The sequence below is a fragment of the Pseudomonas sp. 8 R 14 genome (genome assembly GCF_900005955.1).
Taxonomy (GTDB): Bacteria; Pseudomonadota; Gammaproteobacteria; order Pseudomonadales; family Pseudomonadaceae; genus Aquipseudomonas; species Aquipseudomonas marginalis.
The window spans coordinates 182,194-198,070 of record NZ_CVTH01000058.1 but is presented as its reverse complement, the minus strand read 5'-3'; the positions used below and the strand labels follow the sequence as shown (position 1 = coordinate 198,070).

Annotated in this window: 14 protein-coding genes; 7 read left to right on the top strand and 7 right to left on the bottom strand. The window is 61.4% G+C overall.

Going from position 1 to position 15,877, the window contains the following annotated elements; all coding sequences use genetic code 11:
* Positions 1-46: 46 nt before the first annotated feature.
* Complete coding sequence (gene parC, locus BFQ01_RS13380) at positions 47-2,311, top strand: DNA topoisomerase IV subunit A (protein ID WP_065925637.1); 2,265 nt, start codon at positions 47-49, stop codon at positions 2,309-2,311.
* A gap of 173 nt (positions 2,312-2,484) precedes the next feature.
* Positions 2,485-3,195 (top strand): PqiC family protein, encoded by a 711-nt coding sequence (locus tag BFQ01_RS13375; protein WP_027604914.1) that lies wholly within the window; start codon positions 2,485-2,487, stop codon positions 3,193-3,195.
* A 118-nt stretch (positions 3,196-3,313) separates the two neighbouring features.
* On the opposite strand, the gene BFQ01_RS13370 is transcribed toward BFQ01_RS13375, so the two are convergent.
* A complete protein-coding gene (locus tag BFQ01_RS13370; RefSeq protein WP_027604913.1) occupies positions 3,314-4,846 on the bottom strand; it encodes an AhpA/YtjB family protein in 1,533 nt (510 codons plus the stop codon).
* 133 nt (positions 4,847-4,979) lie between these two features.
* Between BFQ01_RS13370 and serB the strand changes: the two genes are divergently transcribed.
* Positions 4,980-6,194, top strand: coding sequence for a phosphoserine phosphatase SerB (gene serB, locus BFQ01_RS13365; RefSeq protein ID WP_065925636.1), 1,215 nt, complete (start codon positions 4,980-4,982; stop codon positions 6,192-6,194).
* A gap of 49 nt (positions 6,195-6,243) precedes the next feature.
* On the opposite strand, the gene asd is transcribed toward serB, so the two are convergent.
* From asd to BFQ01_RS13350, 3 genes are read right to left on the bottom strand one after another with little or no spacing between them, the layout of a single operon-like run.
* Positions 6,244-7,104, bottom strand: coding sequence for an archaetidylserine decarboxylase (gene asd, locus BFQ01_RS13360; RefSeq protein ID WP_003171334.1), 861 nt, complete (start codon positions 7,102-7,104; stop codon positions 6,244-6,246).
* A gap of 16 nt (positions 7,105-7,120) precedes the next feature.
* Positions 7,121-7,936, bottom strand: a complete 816-nt coding sequence (locus BFQ01_RS13355) for a rhodanese-like domain-containing protein (RefSeq protein WP_065925635.1) — start codon at positions 7,934-7,936, stop codon at positions 7,121-7,123.
* A gap of 58 nt (positions 7,937-7,994) precedes the next feature.
* Positions 7,995-9,530, bottom strand: coding sequence for an HDOD domain-containing protein (locus BFQ01_RS13350; protein WP_065925634.1), 1,536 nt, complete (start codon positions 9,528-9,530; stop codon positions 7,995-7,997).
* 167 nt (positions 9,531-9,697) lie between these two features.
* Between BFQ01_RS13350 and motA the strand changes: the two genes are divergently transcribed.
* Both motA and motB read left to right on the top strand, forming a co-directional pair.
* Positions 9,698-10,549, top strand: a complete 852-nt coding sequence (motA, locus tag BFQ01_RS13345) for a flagellar motor stator protein MotA (protein WP_053139364.1) — start codon at positions 9,698-9,700, stop codon at positions 10,547-10,549.
* Between the two features lie 3 nt (positions 10,550-10,552).
* Positions 10,553-11,569 (top strand): flagellar motor protein MotB, encoded by a 1,017-nt coding sequence (gene motB, locus BFQ01_RS13340; protein ID WP_065925633.1) that lies wholly within the window; start codon positions 10,553-10,555, stop codon positions 11,567-11,569.
* Between the two features lie 62 nt (positions 11,570-11,631).
* Here the strand turns inward: motB and BFQ01_RS13335 are convergent, their stop codons facing one another.
* Together BFQ01_RS13335 and rsgA are read right to left on the bottom strand one after the other, a co-directional pair.
* Positions 11,632-12,027, bottom strand: coding sequence for a type II toxin-antitoxin system PemK/MazF family toxin (locus BFQ01_RS13335; RefSeq protein WP_065925632.1), 396 nt, complete (start codon positions 12,025-12,027; stop codon positions 11,632-11,634).
* A gap of 286 nt (positions 12,028-12,313) precedes the next feature.
* Complete coding sequence (gene rsgA / locus BFQ01_RS13330; RefSeq protein ID WP_065925631.1) at positions 12,314-13,345, bottom strand: small ribosomal subunit biogenesis GTPase RsgA; 1,032 nt, start codon at positions 13,343-13,345, stop codon at positions 12,314-12,316.
* Between the two features lie 108 nt (positions 13,346-13,453).
* Here rsgA and orn point away from each other — a divergent pair, with 108 nt between their 5' ends.
* Both orn and BFQ01_RS13320 read left to right on the top strand, forming a co-directional pair.
* A complete protein-coding gene (gene orn, locus BFQ01_RS13325; protein ID WP_010213620.1) occupies positions 13,454-13,996 on the top strand; it encodes an oligoribonuclease in 543 nt (180 codons plus the stop codon).
* Between the two features lie 172 nt (positions 13,997-14,168).
* Entirely contained in the window at positions 14,169-14,786 is a 618-nt protein-coding gene (locus BFQ01_RS13320) for a trimeric intracellular cation channel family protein (RefSeq protein ID WP_175403002.1), read from the top strand.
* Here the strand turns inward: BFQ01_RS13320 and queG are convergent.
* Complete coding sequence (queG, locus tag BFQ01_RS13315; protein ID WP_065925630.1) at positions 14,783-15,847, bottom strand: tRNA epoxyqueuosine(34) reductase QueG; 1,065 nt, start codon at positions 15,845-15,847, stop codon at positions 14,783-14,785. The two genes, BFQ01_RS13320 and queG, sit on opposite strands and share 4 nt — an antisense overlap.
* Positions 15,848-15,877: the final 30 nt, after the last annotated feature.

Sequence of the window (15,877 nt, the reverse complement as noted above, 5' to 3'; positions counted from 1 at the left end):
GCGGCGGCATTTCCGCTGCGCCTTACCAAACAATGATGAGGCCCGCATGAGTGACATCCTCGCAGACAGCTTAGATGGCGTAGAACGCCGGTCGCTGGCTGACTTCACCGAAAATGCCTACCTCAACTACTCCATGTACGTGATCATGGACCGTGCATTGCCGCATATCGGCGACGGCCTCAAGCCCGTACAGCGGCGCATCATCTACGCCATGAGTGAGTTGGGCCTGGACGCCGATTCCAAGCACAAGAAGTCGGCGCGTACCGTCGGTGACGTGCTCGGTAAGTTCCACCCCCACGGCGATTCGGCGTGCTACGAAGCCATGGTGCTGATGGCCCAGCCGTTCAGCTACCGCTACACCCTCGTCGACGGCCAGGGTAACTGGGGTGCGCCGGATGATCCCAAGTCCTTCGCGGCCATGCGTTACACCGAGGCGCGCCTGTCGCGCTATTCGGAAGTGTTGCTCAGCGAACTGGGCCAGGGTACCGCGAACTGGGGACCGAACTTTGACGGTACTCTCGACGAACCCCTGGTGTTGCCCGCACGTTTGCCGAATATCCTGCTCAATGGCACCACCGGTATCGCGGTCGGCATGGCCACCGACGTACCGCCGCATAACCTGCGCGAAGTCGCCACCGCCTGCGTACGCTTGCTGGATGAGCCCAAGGCCACGGTCGAGCAGCTGTGCGAGCATATCCAGGGCCCGGATTACCCGACCGAAGCGGAAATCATCACGCCGCGCGCCGACCTGCTGAAGATGTACGAAACCGGCAAAGGCTCGGTGCGCATGCGCGCCGTGTATCACATCGAAGACGGCGACATTATCGTCACCGCCCTGCCGCACCAGGTGTCCGGTGCCAAGGTGCTGGAACAGATTGCCGCGCTGATGCAGGCCAAGCCGTCGAAATTGCCCCAGGTCGCTGACTTGCGTGACGAGTCCGACCACGAAAACCCATGCCGTATTGTGATCATCCCGACCAACAGCCGGGTCGACCACGAAGTGCTGATGCAGCATCTGTTTGCCAGCACTGAGCTGGAGTCCAGCTACCGGGTCAACGTCAATATCATCGGCCTGGACGGCAAGCCGCAGTTGAAAAACCTGCGCAACCTGCTGGTCGAGTGGCTGGAGTTCCGGATACAAACCGTACGCCGCCGCCTGCAGTTCCGCCTCGACAAGGTCGAACGGCGCCTGCACCTGTTGGACGGCTTGCTGATTGCCTACCTCAACCTGGATGAAGTGATCCACATCATCCGTACCGCGGAGCACCCGAAAGCTGAGCTGATCGCGCGCTTCGAGCTGAGCGAGATCCAGGCCGACTACATCCTCGACACCCGCTTGCGTCAGTTGGCACGCCTGGAAGAGATGAAGCTGCGCGACGAACAGGACGCGCTGCTCAAGGAGCAAGCCAAGCTGCAAGCCCTGCTGGGCAGCGAAGCCAAGCTGAAGAAGCTGGTGCGCAGCGAGTTGATCAAGGACGCCGAAACCTATGGCGACGACCGCCGTTCGCCAATCGTGCAACGTGCCGAAGCCAAGGCCCTGACAGAGACCGAACTGCTGCCGAACGAGAAAATTACCGTCGTTCTGTCGGAAAAGGGTTGGGTTCGCTCAGCCAAAGGGCATGATATTGACGCCACTGGCTTGTCGTACAAGGCCGGTGATGGCTTCAAGACTGCCGCCGCCGGGCGCTCCAACCAGTTTGCGGTGTTTATTGACTCCACCGGGCGCAGTTATTCGGTGCCGGCCCATACCTTGCCATCGGCGCGGGGGCAGGGCGAGCCGTTGACCGGTCGCCTGACGCCGCCACCTGGGGCGAATTTTGAATGTGTGCTGCTGCCGGATGACGATTCTCTGTATGTGATCGCTTCCGACGCGGGTTACGGGTTCGTGGTCAAGGGTGAAGACCTGCAGGCCAAGAACAAGGCGGGCAAGGCGTTGTTGAGCCTGCCGAACAACGCCAAGGTCATCCTGCCGCGTCCGGTGGAAGACCGCGAAGGCAACTGGCTGGCGTCGGTGACCACCGAAGGGCGCTTGCTGGTGTTCAAGATCAGCGATCTGCCGCAGTTGGGCAAAGGCAAGGGCAACAAGATTATTGGTATTCCCGGCGAGCGGGTGGCCAGTCGCGAAGAGTACGTGACCGACATCGCGGTGATCCCGGAAGGTGCCACCCTGGTGCTCCAGGCCGGCAAGCGCACGTTGTCATTGCGCCCCGACGACCTCGAACACTACAAGGGCGAGCGTGGTCGTCGCGGTAATAAACTGCCTCGCGGCTTCCAGCGTGTGGATGCTTTGCTGGTGGAAACGCCGGTTTAAGGCGTATTAGAGCCCTCGATCTACGATTTAAAGCGTAGATCGACGCTTTGGCGCTGGAGTCATGGCGCATATTCACGGATGATATGGCCTTTCCAGCGCCGGCGTGGCCGAGCGTGTTTAGGTTATTTTTAGTATTACATTGTGGTTCGCCTTGTGGCAGCCACCTGGATGGGATGATGACTGCTCCACGCGTTCCTCTATTTTTGATGCTCGCTGGCCTTTTGGGGTTGGCGGGTTGCAGCACACACCAGCCTGTGTCGCTGTACCAGCTGGACAGCGGAAGTCCAGCTCAGCCAGCCCAGACCGCTGGCATGGCCGTTTTGCTCGGGCCGGTGGTCGTCGCCGACTACCTGCAACGCGAAACCCTGCTGCAACGTCAGAACGATGGAAGCCTGCAAGGTTCCACCGATGGTCGTTGGGCAGGCAGTTTATCGTCTGACATCAACCAGTTGATGTTGCGTCAGGTGGCCGGTCAGTTGGACAGCCAGCGTGTGGTCCTGGCGCCCGCACCAACCGGCTTCAGCCCGGATGTGCAGGTCTTGCTGACCATTACCCGGCTCGACTCCGGTAAATCGCAACCGGCGATCCTCGATGCGCAATGGCGCTTGATCGACCGTCGCGGCCAGGTGCGTGATAACCGCATCGTGCACCTGCAGGAAGAACATGCCGGCACCACCGCGTCCCAGGTTCAGGCCCAGGGCGTGCTGCTGCAGCAATTGGCGCAGCAGTTGTCGGTGGCCCTCAAGCCCCTGGCCAACCAGCCCCCCATCGCCGAGGCGCCCCGTAAGTCGGCCCCGGTACAGGCCAAGCCGGCAGAGCCGCAAAAGCCGAAGATGCCGATGGCTACGCCGATCCGTACGGATATGGAAGTGTTCAGGTTCTGATCTGAATGCCACACAAACAAAAGGCCCGCTGAATCAGCGGGCCTTTTGTTTGTGTGCGATTTACTTGAGGTTTGTGGAGATCCAAATATGGGAGCGGGCAACCCCCTCCCACATTACTTCAGGGCTTGGAGCGGGTCTCATGCATCCGTGCCAACTGCCGCTCCAGCATCGATGGATACGGCTCCATCAACCGCTCCACGCAGCTTGCCCCCTCAGGGCTGGCAATCGGGCGGATACGCGCGCGCTGGCGGATCAGCGTGTCTTCACTGATCTTGCGCTCGACCAGCAGCAGGTTGCGGCTGTGTTGGGACAAGGCCAGTGCGTCCTGGGCGTTTTCAGTCAGCAGCAGGTCGATCTGGCTCATGCCGAACAGGTCGTCGCCCACGGTGAGGCCCAGTTGCAGTTGCAGGGTGATCCCGCTGTCGGCGACTTCGATCTGCAATTCATGGCCCAGGGCGCGCAGCAACTCACCGCAGCAAATCGCATTGGTCAGGTAATCTTCGCCGCTGTCTTCGCTGTGGAACAGCATCAGCGTGCTGCCGTCGTTCAGGGTGTGCAGTTCGCTCTGGTACAGCGAGGCGGCCTGGTCGAGGCAGTCGCGGTAGCGCTCCAGCAGTTCGGTCAGGCGTGCGCGGGGCAGGCGACGCAATTGGTCCTGGGCACCCAATTGCACGGCGAGCACAGCGCTGTACTGCGGCTCGCTGCTGCGTACCGGCGCCGCCTTGGGGGCGATTGCGGGGCTGTCGGCTGACGTATCGCGCAGGTCGGCGAAGGGGTCTTCATCGTCCAGCTCGTCTTCTTCGGCCTTGAAGGCATGGCGCGGTGCCGGCTTGAGGCCCGCCACCGGCGGACGCTCGTCGAAGCCCGGGTCACGCAGGTTGCGCACTTCGAACTCGGGCTCTTCGTCGTAATCGGTGTCGTCGTATTCAGGCTCTGGCTCGACCTCGGGCACCACCGGTTCCGGGGCGAAGCTGGCGTGCAGCTGGCGGGCAAGGTCGCCGATTTCATCCTGGCGGTCGGTTGCCGGGGTGTGCTCGTCGATGTCCCGCAGCCAGATGCGCAGTTGCATGAGCGGCGTGGAGATATGCCGCCCCAGGCGCAGGCTCAGGGCCAGGGCCAATGCCAGCAGGATGGCGCTGAGGATGCCCATGCTTTGCAGGCTGATGGTCATCGGCTGCTGGAACTGCTGCATGTCGAGGCTGATACGCAGTTGGCCGGCCTTCACATCCTGAAACGTGATATTGCTCTGGTACAGGCCTTCGGCTTCGCCCAACAGGCCGTTTTTCGGGCGCTGCCCGGCTTCGGCCATGATGCGGTTGTCCACGCTGTAGATGGCAGCATGGGCCACCAGCGGGTTCTTGGTCAGGTTGTTGAGCAGCACGTTGAGGCTGAGGATGTCGTTGGACACCAGCAGCTCAGTCGCCGAAGTGGCGGTCTGCGTGGTCAGGCTCTCGCCCAGGGCGTCGGCCTGCTCGTGCATGGCCTGCTTGAATTGCAAACCCATCACGCAGGCGTAGATCACCAGGGCCAATGCGACCAGGATCACGTTATGGCTGGCGATGCGTAATGCGATCGGTACACGGCGGTGGCGCAGTGCCCGGAAGATCAGCAGGAAGAAGTTGTCGGTTTTTACTGGCGTGGGCCGGTTCACTTGAGCTCGGCTCTTGGTCCGTGAAGTTGACGCGCAGTATAGCGACAGGCCCAAGACCGGCAAAGCGCTGGCTGTGCCCGATGGTCACTGAAAGTGGGTAGAATGCGGTTTTTTTCCAGCCTGGGGGTGCGCCTTGCGCGAAATTGTCCTGATTAACATCACTGGTGAAGACCGCCCAGGTCTTACCGCAGCCATTACCGGCGTTCTGGCCCAAGGTGGTGTGAACATTCTCGACATCGGCCAGGCGGTGATCCACGACACGCTGTCGTTCGGCATCCTGGTGGAAATCCCCAGCACCGAGCAGGCCTCATCGGTGCTCAAGGACATCCTGTTTACGGCGTATAAGCTCGATCAGCAGGTGCGTTTCACCCCGGTGTCCGAAGCGGATTACCAGCAGTGGGTGGCCGGCCAGGGCAAGAAGCGCCATATCGTGACGCTGCTGACCCGCAAGGTCACCGCCGAACAGCTGCAGCGCGTCAGCTCTATTACCGCGCAGTATGGTTTGAACATCGACCATATCGACCGTCTGTCGGGGCGCATGCCATTGGACACCCCGGCCGACAAGGGCAAGGGCTGCATCGAGTTCTCCGTGCGCGGTGAGCCTGCCGACCCGCAAGCCCTGCGCGCCGAATTCCTCAGCGTGGCCCAGGAGCTGAATGTCGATATCGCCTTCCAGGAAGACTCTCTCTTCCGTCGCAATCGCCGCCTGGCGGTGTTCGACATGGACTCCACGCTGATCGAAGCCGAAGTTATCGACGAGTTGGCCAAGGCGGCCGGCGTGGGTGAGCAGGTTTCCGAAATCACCGAGCGCGCCATGGCCGGGGAATTGGATTTCCGCGCCAGCTTCAAGGAGCGCCTGGCTTTGCTCAAGGGCCTGGACGTGAACGTGCTGGACTCCATCGGCGCGTCGCTGCGCCTGACCGAAGGCGCCGAAACCCTGTTTGCCGAACTCAAGCGCCTGGGCTACAAGACGGCAATCCTGTCGGGTGGCTTCACCTACTTCGCCAAGCAATTGCAGGCCAAGCTGGGCATCGACTATGTGTTCGCCAACGAATTGGAAGTGGTGGATGGCAAGGTGACCGGCGTCGCGGTCGAGCCGATTGTCGATGCGCAGCGCAAGGCGGACCTGCTGAAGGAATTGGCCCACAAGGAAGGTTTGCGTCTAGAGCAGACCATTGCGGTCGGTGACGGCGCCAACGACTTGCCGATGCTGGCAATTGCTGGTTTGGGGGTGGCGTTCCGCGCCAAGCCATTGGTCAAGCAATCGGCCAAGCAGGCGATTTCGACCTTGGGGTTGGATGGCGTGCTGTATCTGCTGGGCTTTCGCGACCGCGACGGTCAGTTGTAACTGACTAAATGTGGGAGGGAGCAAACCCCCTCCCACATTGGGTTCGGCGTCAGGCTTTAGGTAAAGCGATGCCTTGGCCCATCTGCACCGGCGAACCCGCCACCAGTTCTTCTGCCCACTTCACCTGATCCGGCCCGAACAGCACGATCGCAGTGGAGCCCAACTTGAAGCGACCCAGTTCCGCACCCTTCTCCAGGTGAATCGGCGCGCGCGCAGCTTCGTCATAGCGGAAGGTTTTCAGCTCGCGCTTCGGCGGAGTCACCAGGCCGGCCCATACGGTTTCAATCGACGCCACAATCATCGCACCGACCAATACCACGGCCATCGGGCCGCGTTCGGTGTCGAACAGGCAGACAACACGCTCGTTACGCGCGAACAACTCCGGCACGTTTTCGGCGGTGGTCTGGTTCACCGAGAAAATCCGCCCAGGTACGTAGACCATTTCACGCAGGGTACCGGCCAGTGGCATATGCACCCGGTGGTAGTCCTTCGGCGACAGGTAGATGGTGGCGAAATCGCCGCCCATGAACGGCGCAGCGACCGCTGCATCGCCGCCCAGCAGTTCCAGCACGCTGAAGCTGTGGCCTTTGGCCTGGAACACACGACCGTGCTCGATGGGGCCAAGCTGGCTGACTGCGCCATCGGCTGGGCTCAATACTGCGCCAGGGGTCTGGTCCAGTGGGCGAGCACCGTCTTTCAGGGCGCGGGTGAAGAAGGCGTTGAAGTGCTCGTAAGCGGTCACGTCTTCTACCAGGGCTTGGGACATGTCCACTTGATAGCGCTTGGCGAACCACGTGGTGAAGGCATTCTTGAACCAGCGCACGCGGCACTCGGCGATGCAGCCGGCCAACCGCGACAGCAGGTGGTGCGGCAGCAGGTACTGGCTGAGGATAAACAACTGCTTTTTCATTGACTGTCCTTAAACCTTAAATCTCGACGGGGGTGTCGGGGTGGTTGCCCCATTCGCCCCAGGAACCGGCATAACCTTTGACTCGCGGATAACCGAGCGCCTTGGCCACCAGGTAGGTGAAGCCAGAGCGATGATGAGTCTGGCAGTGGGTGATGATTTCTTTGTCTTTGGTCAGCCCGAGGTCTTCGAGGATCTGCGGCATGTCGCGGCGAATGCGCAGGTTGCGCGCCTTGTCCATGCCGGCAGTCCACTCGAAATTCACCGCGCCGGGGATGTGGCCGCCTTTGGCCGCGAGGACTTTCTCGCCGGAGTATTCCAGCGGGCCACGCGCATCCCAGATGCCCAGGTCGGCAGCCCCAAGACGGCTTTGCAGGTATTCGCGGGTGGCGGTGGGGCCATCGTGCAGCGTAAGACTGACCGGGCCGCCGGCCGGGAAGGGCACGTCGGTGGAGAGCGGGTGCTTGCCCTCCAGCCACGCCAGCAGGCCGCCATCCAGGTAGTGGTATTTCTGGTGGCCGATCACATCGAGCATCCAGATGAAACGCCCGGCCCAGCCACCGCCTTCGTCGTCATAGACCACGTAGGTGGCGTCGGGCGTGTGGCCCAGTTCGCCGAACAGTTTCTCAAGCTCGGCCTTGCCGGGCAGCAGGCCGGGTGCCGGCGCCTGGCCCAGCTGGGTGCGCTTGGGGTCAACGAAATGCGCGCCGGGGATGTGCCCTTCGGCGTAGCGGGCGGCACTGGTGAGGTCCACCAGAATCAGGTGTTCGGCATCCAGTTGAGCGAGCAGGTCACTGGACTCGATCACCAGCGGCAAGCCAGAGAAGTCAGGCATGTGAGGTCTCCTGGGCACAAATGTTGGCGATTAAAGGACGGCGATTGTAGCGCAAGCATCAAGCGCTGCGGTTGGTAAAGCTGTGCAGGGCTTTCTCGATGCATTGGGCAGTTTTACCGAAGGCCTGCACGGTGGTTTCCGAGAATGGCCCGCCGCCCTGGTCGGCGACCATCACCATCACCACCCGACCGTTGCAGCTCATGGAGCGCAACAACAGGTGCTCGCCGGTGAACAGGCGGCGCAGGATCGGCGGCAGCAGTGCCGAGAACTGGGCGTGGTTTTCCGGTGTGAGGCGCACCTGGGCGGACTTTTCCAGCAGGCGCTGCAGCAGCGTGCTGTTGACCACTTCCAGGCTCAGGTTGGCGGCGTCCTTCGGCAGGCCGTCGGCCTGATGCACACGCAAGGTGCTCAGGGCTCGATCGGCCATAAATAACAGGACGCGCTGCATGCCGCTGGCCACCAGGGCTTCCTTGGCGCACGTGGTCAAATGCATGGCGTTGGCAAAACGGCTCGGCTCCACCAGCAGTTCGGTACAACGCTTGCGCCAGACGGCCAGGGCTTCGGCGGTGGGCGGTGGTGCCGGTAACAGGCCGCGATGAATCTTGTGTACATGCCACGGCCAGATCAGCGACAGCGCCGGGTGCCAGAGATCGGGCATCAAGGTGTCGCGGGCACTGGTGACGGCTTGCTGGTGGACCTGTTGCTGCACTTCGCCCAGGGGCTGTTGCAGGTACAACGCGGTGAGGTATTGCCAGCGCTGGGTGTGCGGGCAGGTCCAGGACTCCTGGGCCGACATCGCCAGGCCGTTGGCCAGCAGTACCGTATTGGCCGGCTGATTCAACCAGCGGCGCAGGTTGGGATCGGCGTCGAGCAGTTGCTGGTGACGAAGAGGGTCGTCTTCGCGGGCGATGTGCAGGGCCTTGACCAGCAAGCGCTGCTCGGTCCGCAGCAAGGTATACCCCTGGGACACCCAGATCGGCAGGTGCCAGGTCTCGGTCAGGCCGAGGCACAGGTCCAGCAGGCGCACGCCGAACAATGCCTGTTCGACCTTGCGTGCCGACTCGCCCTTGTGGATGACCCGCAGTTCCCATTCTTCCAGGAGCTTGGGGTAGGCAACGGCCATCGGCCACATCGGTGAAAGAAACAGCAGGCTGCCCCAATGAATGTCCTGCCACAGCCGCGCCAGGCGACTGCCGAACAATCCATTGGCTTGTTGCGAGGCGTGCTGGCTGACCAGCAGCAACTGGCGCAGCGCTACGGGAATTTCATGGGCCGGCACTGACGGCAGGCGTGCCAGCAGTTCCTCGGCGCGTTTGAGGCCCAGGCGGTTAAGCGCCACTTCGAGGTTTTCCGCCGGCGCCGTCAGGCTGCCATGGGTGTGGCTGTTGGCCTCGCGCATGACGCTGAGTACGAGGGCCGGGCTGTTTTGCATCAGCTCGGCAATATCTCGCAACGAACTGCGGCTATCGCGGATGGCTTTGCACACGCGGTCATGGCTGGCCTGTGGAACAGGCAGCAGCACTTCGTCCAGGCGCTTGATCCAAGCGGCTAGAGAAGCAGGTTTTGCAGTTGGGACTGTCGTTTCATTAGCCATGATTGGGGCGCGATCATCACTTGCGGTCAACACACCCGGAGCGGGCCGAACTGGCTTTTCGCCTTAACGGGCTATAGTCTGGCGCAGTTTTGCCGATAAGTAGAACAAGAGTTTTCCAGTTCCCCCAAATATGTCCATGAACCCGACGGCGCAAGTACTCATCTCCTATGGCTAAAATTATCGGCATTATCGTCGTCTTCGCGAGCGTGCTCGGCGGCTACGTCCTGTCCCACGGTAAAATTGCGGCACTGATCCAGCCTTTCGAGGTGATGATTATCGGTGGTGCGGCACTGGGTGCCTTCCTGCAGGCGAACCCCGGCTACATGACCATGCACGTGATCAAGAAGTCGCTGGGCATGTTCGGTTCGCGTTTCACCCACACGTTCTATCTGGAAGTGTTGGGCCTGGTTTACGAGATCCTCAACAAGAGCCGCCGCGAAGGCATGATGGCCATCGAGGCCGACATCGAGGACGCCGCGGCCAGCCCGATTTTCGCCAAGTACCCGGCCGTGCTCAAAGATGAGCGCATGACCGCCTACATCTGTGACTACCTGCGCATCATGTCCTCCGGCAACATGGCTCCCCATGAGCTTGAGGGCCTGTTCGACATGGAATTGTTCAGCCTCAAGGAAGAATTGGAGCATCCTTCCCATGCCGTGACCGGTGTAGCCGACGGCATGCCCGGCTTCGGTATCGTCGCGGCGGTGCTGGGTATCGTGGTAACCATGGCTTCCCTGGGGGAAGGTGACCAGGCGGCTATCGGCATGCACGTAGGTGCGGCGCTGGTGGGTACCTTCTTCGGTATTCTCGCGGCCTACGGCTTCTTCGGCCCGCTGGCGACCTCCCTGGCCCACGATGCCAAGGAAGAAATCAACCTGTACGAATCGATCAAGGCCAGCCTGGTGGCGTCCGCTTCCGGCATGCCGCCTTCGTTGGCGGTGGAGTTCGGTCGCAAGGTGCTGTACCCGAAGCATCGCCCAAGCTTCGCCGAGCTGGAACAAGCGGTTCGCGGTCGCTAAGCCATGGAAAACAACCAGCCGATAATCATCAAGCGCGTCAAGCGCTTCGCTGCGGGGCACCATGGCGGCGCCTGGAAAATCGCTTTCGCCGACTTTGCCACGGCGATGATGGCGTTCTTCCTGGTGCTGTGGCTGATGTCCACCGCCACGCCCGAACAGAAGATCGCCATTGCCGGCTACTTCAAAGACCCGATTGGCTTCTCGGAAAGCGGCACGCCCTTTGTGATCGACCTGGGCGGTTCGCCGCAGTTGGCGCCTGAGCGCACCATCAACCCGGAAGTCAAGACCGAAGCACCGCAGGAAAAAATCCCGATCGAGCGCGATACCGTCGAAGCCATGGCCGAGCAGGTCGAGCAGGAACGTCTTGAGCTGTTGCTGCAAGAGTTGCAAAACAAGGTGGAGGAAAACCCGCAACTGCTGAAGTTCAAGGATCAGATTTCGTTCGAGATCACCCCGGATGGCTTGCGTATCCAGATCACCGACGCCGCCAACCGGCCGATGTTCGACTCTGGCAGCGCACGCTTGAAACCGTACTTTGAAGACATCCTGCTGGCCATGGCCGACACTATCAAGGCGGTGCCGAACAAGATCAGCATCAGCGGCCACACCGATGCCAAGCCTTACGCGGGCCAGGGTGACTTCGGCAACTGGGAGCTTTCCGCCAACCGTGCCAACGCCGCGCGTCGTGCGCTGGTGGCCGGCAGCTATCCCGACCCGCAAGTGGCGCGGGTGGTGGGGTTTGCGTCCTCGCAACTGTTTGATGCGAAGGATCCGTTCAACCCGATCAACCGCCGCATCGATATCGTGGTGCTGACCAAAAAGGCCCAGCGTGCGATTGAAGGCGATCAGCCGCCACCACAACCGACCCCGGGAGCAGGTGCGCCGGGTGAAGTGCCGGCCGACCCACATGCCATCCCGCCCGGCCAGGAGCCATTGCCGGCCCATGAGCTGCGGCAGAAGCTGAACCTGTTTGATGATGGCGGCGTGAAAGACCCCACGGCGCCGGCGACGGGGTCCTAAGCCATATACAGCTTGTCTACCAATGAAAACGCCCCGACTGATCGGGGCGTTTTCATTTCTACTCAGAGTGGTAGATAGGCCTTGACCCCGCTGATCACGCCTTGCATGTCGTCGGTGCCCAAGCGTGGCACGAAGTATTCTCGTCCTTTGGATCGGGTCTTTCTATGCAGCTTGTCGAGGCGCTCGAAGCTGACGGTATAAATCATGTCGCACTTCACCCACAGCTCTTTGTAGCCATCGGATTGAAGTGGATTTGTACGAAGCAGGTGATGCCAGTCGTACTGGATCTCCGGCGCGGTAGAGGAGATCGGTACAACGGTACAGAGTTTGCGCTTGTGGGTGGCTGTAGGGGATATCACCACCACCTTGCGGATCTTGAGCATCTCCGGGGCCACAAAGCCGCGGGTGAAGTCACAAAGCAGCACATCGCCTTGTTTGGGATGATAGTAGAGAGTCAATCGTCAATTCCCCACAAAAAGCAAAGCCGCCCGAAGGCGGCTTCATTCGACACGCAGTGGAGCTTGCATCGCCCCTTCTGCGCCGCTGGATCAACCCCGAAAAGGATCCAGACTCCTGCCAGCCTGCGCTGGTGACGGAGCGATTATGGGCATCAGGAATGTCGAATTCAAGCTGGCTTGCGTCGGTGAGCCACCCAGTTGTGCCGAATTCTTGATGCCAGCTCCCGCTAAATCAATGGAGCAGGGTGCTTTACGTCTCCATTTATATGTATCAGGAAATGCCTGCTCAATAACTGCTTTCCGGCAAGCTCGCAATAATCGACCGATAGCTGTTCATCCGCTGCTGCTGCACGCGGCCGTCTTCCAGGGCCTTGAGCAGGGCGCAGCCCGGCTCGCGATCGTGTTTGCAATCGCGGAAGCGGCAGGTGCCGATCAGGTCGTTGAATTCGATAAAGCCAGCTTCCACGTCGCTGCGGCTGACGTGGCCGAGGCCGAATTCACGGATGCCCGGGGAGTCGATCAACTCACCGCCGCCCGGGAAGTGGAACAGCCGCGCCGTGGTAGTGGTGTGGGTGCCCTGGCCGGACAGCTCCGACAGCGGGCCCACGCGGGTATCGACTTCCGGCAGCAGGCTATTGACCAGCGAGGATTTGCCCACGCCCGACTGGCCGACAAAGACGCTGATACGTCCGTCCAACTGCTGTTGCAGCTGTTCCATGCCATTGCCGTGATGGGCCGAGACTTCCAGCACCGGGTAGCCCAGGGTGCGGTAGACCGCCAGCAGCGCGTTGAGCGCGGGGGCATTCTGCTCGTCGATCAGGTCGAATTTGTTCAGCAGCAACAACGGGCGAATGCCGGCATGCTCGGCTGCCACCAGGTAGCGGTCGATCAGGTTGGCATGGGGCTCGGGCAGCGGTGCAAACACGATCACGATCATGTCGACGTTGGCCGCTACCGGCTTGAGCTGGCCACGACTGTCGGGGCGACGCAGTTCGGTGCTGCGCGGCAGTTGGGCGACGATCACGCCGATGCCCTGGTTGCCGGCGCGCCATACCACCTTGTCGCCGGTGACCAGCGCAGGCAGGTTGGCACGCAAGTGGCAGCGGAACACCAGGCCCGCGAGTTCGCCTTCCAGCGCCTCGACTTCGACCTGCACACCGAAGTGCGCAATTACCAGGCCCGTCTGTTCGGGGCCCAGGTCGCCGCCCTCGAGCGCTTCCACGGCGGAGGATTCACGTTTGGCGGCGCGGGCGGCGCGTTCACCTTGAATCTTTTCGATGCGCCAGTTTTGGCGACGATTGAGCTGGCGTTTGGCCATTGGTGTTCCGTGTCGATAATGCAAAGGTTGGGTAAAACGGTCGCGAGTCTAGCACGGCCCCGCCTGCTAAACTGCGCAGCTACGCCAAGGTGCCAAGAGAATCAAGCCATGCAAAACCCACAGAACCTGATTTGGATCGATCTGGAAATGACCGGTCTGAACCCTGACACCGACGTCATCATCGAGATGGCGACCATTGTCACCGACAGCAACCTCAACACCTTGGCCGAAGGTCCGGTGATCGCCATCCACCACAGCGACGCCGTGCTTGCCACCATGGACGAGTGGAACACCCGCACCCACGGCAACTCCGGCCTGACTCAGCGTGTGCGTGACAGCCGCATCAGCATGGCCGAAGCCGAAGCCGAAACCATTGCCTTCCTGGAGAAGTGGGTGCCCAAGGGCAAGTCGCCGATCTGCGGCAACAGCATCTGTCAGGACCGTCGCTTCCTTTATACCCATATGAAAGCGCTGGAAAGCTACTTCCACTACCGCAACCTGGATGTGTCCACGCTCAAGGAACTGGCTGCGCGCTGGGCGCCGGAGGTCAAGGACAGCTTCCATAAAGGCAGCACGCACTTGGCGCTGGATGATATTCGCGAGTCGATCGCCGAGCTGCAGCATTACCGCAAGCATTTCATCAAGGCTTGAAACGGTTTCTTACCGTGTCCGGGCTTCCTGTGGTGAGCGGGCTTGCCCCGCGCTGGGCTGCGTAGCGGCCCCACTGCCGTTGCCGCATTTCTCCCTATAGATATCATCGCCAAGTATTTGGGGCTGCTGCGCAGCCCAGCGCGGGGCAAGCCCGCTCACTACAAGGATCGCCATCATGCTGCTGATGCTCTACCTCATCGCCATCACCGCCGAAGCCATGACCGGCGCGTTGTCCGCCGGCCGGCGCGGCATGGACTGGTTTGGTGTGGTGCTGATCGCCTGCGTGACGGCGTTGGGCGGCGGCTCGGTACGTGATGTATTGCTCGGCCACTACCCGCTGACGTGGGTCAAGCATCCGGAATACCTGGTGCTGACCTCCATCGCGGCGCTGGTGACGATCTTTATCGCACCCTTGATGCGTCGCCTGCGCTCGCTGTTCCTCGCGCTGGATGCCGTGGGCCTGGTTGCTTTCACCTTGATCGGCTGCATGACCGCCCTGGAAATGGGCCACGGCATGCTGGTGGCCTCGGTCAGCGGGGTGATCACCGGCGTCTTCGGCGGCATTCTGCGGGATATCTTCTGCAACGACATTCCGCTGATCTTCCGCCGTGAACTGTACGCCAGCGTGTCATTCCTCGCCGCCTGGTTTTACCTGCTGTGCCTCTACCTGGAACTGCCCAGCGAGCAGGCGATTCTACTGACCCTGTTCAGCGGCTTTCTATTGCGCCTGCTGGCGATCCGGTTTCACTGGGAAATGCCCAAGTTCGTCTACAACGACGACGTGCACTAGCGCGATGCGTGCTGGTTCAGCGCCCATTCCACATGCTCGCGCACCAGCTCCGACGGGTAATCCCGGCGTGCCTTCAAGGCTTCCAGCACCGGAATGCTCGACGGCGCATTGCCCAGGCCCACCGCCAGGTTGCGCAGCCAGCGCTCGTAACCGGCACGGCGCAACGGTGAGCCTTCGGTACTGCTGAGGAATTTATCCTCATCCCACATGAACAGCTCCGCCAGTTCTGCGTTATCCAGGTTGTGCCGTGGCGTGAAATCGCTCTCGGCAGTGGGTCGCGCGAAACGATTCCACGGACAAACGATCTGACAGTCATCGCAGCCGAATACCCGATTGCCGATCAGCGGGCGCAGGTCTTCAGGGATGGCGCTCTTGAGTTCGATGGTCAGGTAGGAAATGCAGCGCCGGGCGTCCAGCACATAGGGGCCGACAAACGCGTTGGTGGGGCAGATATCCAGGCAGGCGGTGCAGCGGCCGCAGTGCTCCGTGGCGTGGGGTGGATCCACGGGCAGCGCCAAATCGACAAACAGTTCGCTGAGGAAGAAATAACTGCCGGCCTTGCGATTGAGCACCAGGGTGTTTTTACCGATCCAGCCAAGGCCGGCTTGTTCGGCAATGGCCTTTTCCAGCACGGGCGCGCTGTCGACAAAGGCGCGAAAGCCGAAAGGGCCGATCTGCGCCTGGATGCGGTCGGCCAACTGCTGCACGCGCTTGCGGATCAGCTTGTGGTAGTCGCGGCCCAGGGCATAGCGCGAGATGTAGGCTTTTTCCGGTTTTGCCAGCAGTTGCGCCATCTGCGTATCGCCGGGCAGGTAATCCATGCGCAGCGACACCACGCGCAGGGTACCCGGCACCAGTTCGTCCGGGTGCGAGCGTTTGCTGCCATGGGCGCCCATGTAGTCCATCTCGCCGTGGTAGCCCGCGTCGAGCCAGCGTTGCAGATGTTGTTCATGCTCGGCCAGGTCCAGGCCGCTGATGCCGACTTGTTGAAAGCCCAGCTCGCGGCCCCAGTCCTTGATCGATTGGGCGAGGGCGGGCAGATCGGAGGTAATAGCGGGCATGAGACACGGGAAACCACAGGTTAGATGCGT

What these genes read in the sequence shown, in the direction of transcription:
- BFQ01_RS13355 (WP_065925635.1), bottom strand. Translation starts at nt 7,936, where the DNA reads ATGCCTGACTTCTCTGGCTTGCCGCTGGTGATCGAGTCCAGTGACCTG.
- motB (WP_065925633.1), top strand. Translation starts at nt 10,553, where the DNA reads ATGGAAAACAACCAGCCGATAATCATCAAGCGCGTCAAGCGCTTCGCT.
- asd (WP_003171334.1), bottom strand. Translation starts at nt 7,104, where the DNA reads ATGAAAAAGCAGTTGTTTATCCTCAGCCAGTACCTGCTGCCGCACCAC.
- queG (WP_065925630.1), bottom strand. Translation starts at nt 15,847, where the DNA reads ATGCCCGCTATTACCTCCGATCTGCCCGCCCTCGCCCAATCGATCAAG.
- BFQ01_RS13350 (WP_065925634.1), bottom strand. Translation starts at nt 9,530, where the DNA reads ATGGCTAATGAAACGACAGTCCCAACTGCAAAACCTGCTTCTCTAGCC.
- rsgA (WP_065925631.1), bottom strand. Translation starts at nt 13,345, where the DNA reads ATGGCCAAACGCCAGCTCAATCGTCGCCAAAACTGGCGCATCGAAAAG.
- BFQ01_RS13375 (WP_027604914.1), top strand. Translation starts at nt 2,485, where the DNA reads ATGATGACTGCTCCACGCGTTCCTCTATTTTTGATGCTCGCTGGCCTT.
- parC (WP_065925637.1), top strand. Translation starts at nt 47, where the DNA reads ATGAGTGACATCCTCGCAGACAGCTTAGATGGCGTAGAACGCCGGTCG.
- orn (WP_010213620.1), top strand. Translation starts at nt 13,454, where the DNA reads ATGCAAAACCCACAGAACCTGATTTGGATCGATCTGGAAATGACCGGT.
- motA (WP_053139364.1), top strand. Translation starts at nt 9,698, where the DNA reads ATGGCTAAAATTATCGGCATTATCGTCGTCTTCGCGAGCGTGCTCGGC.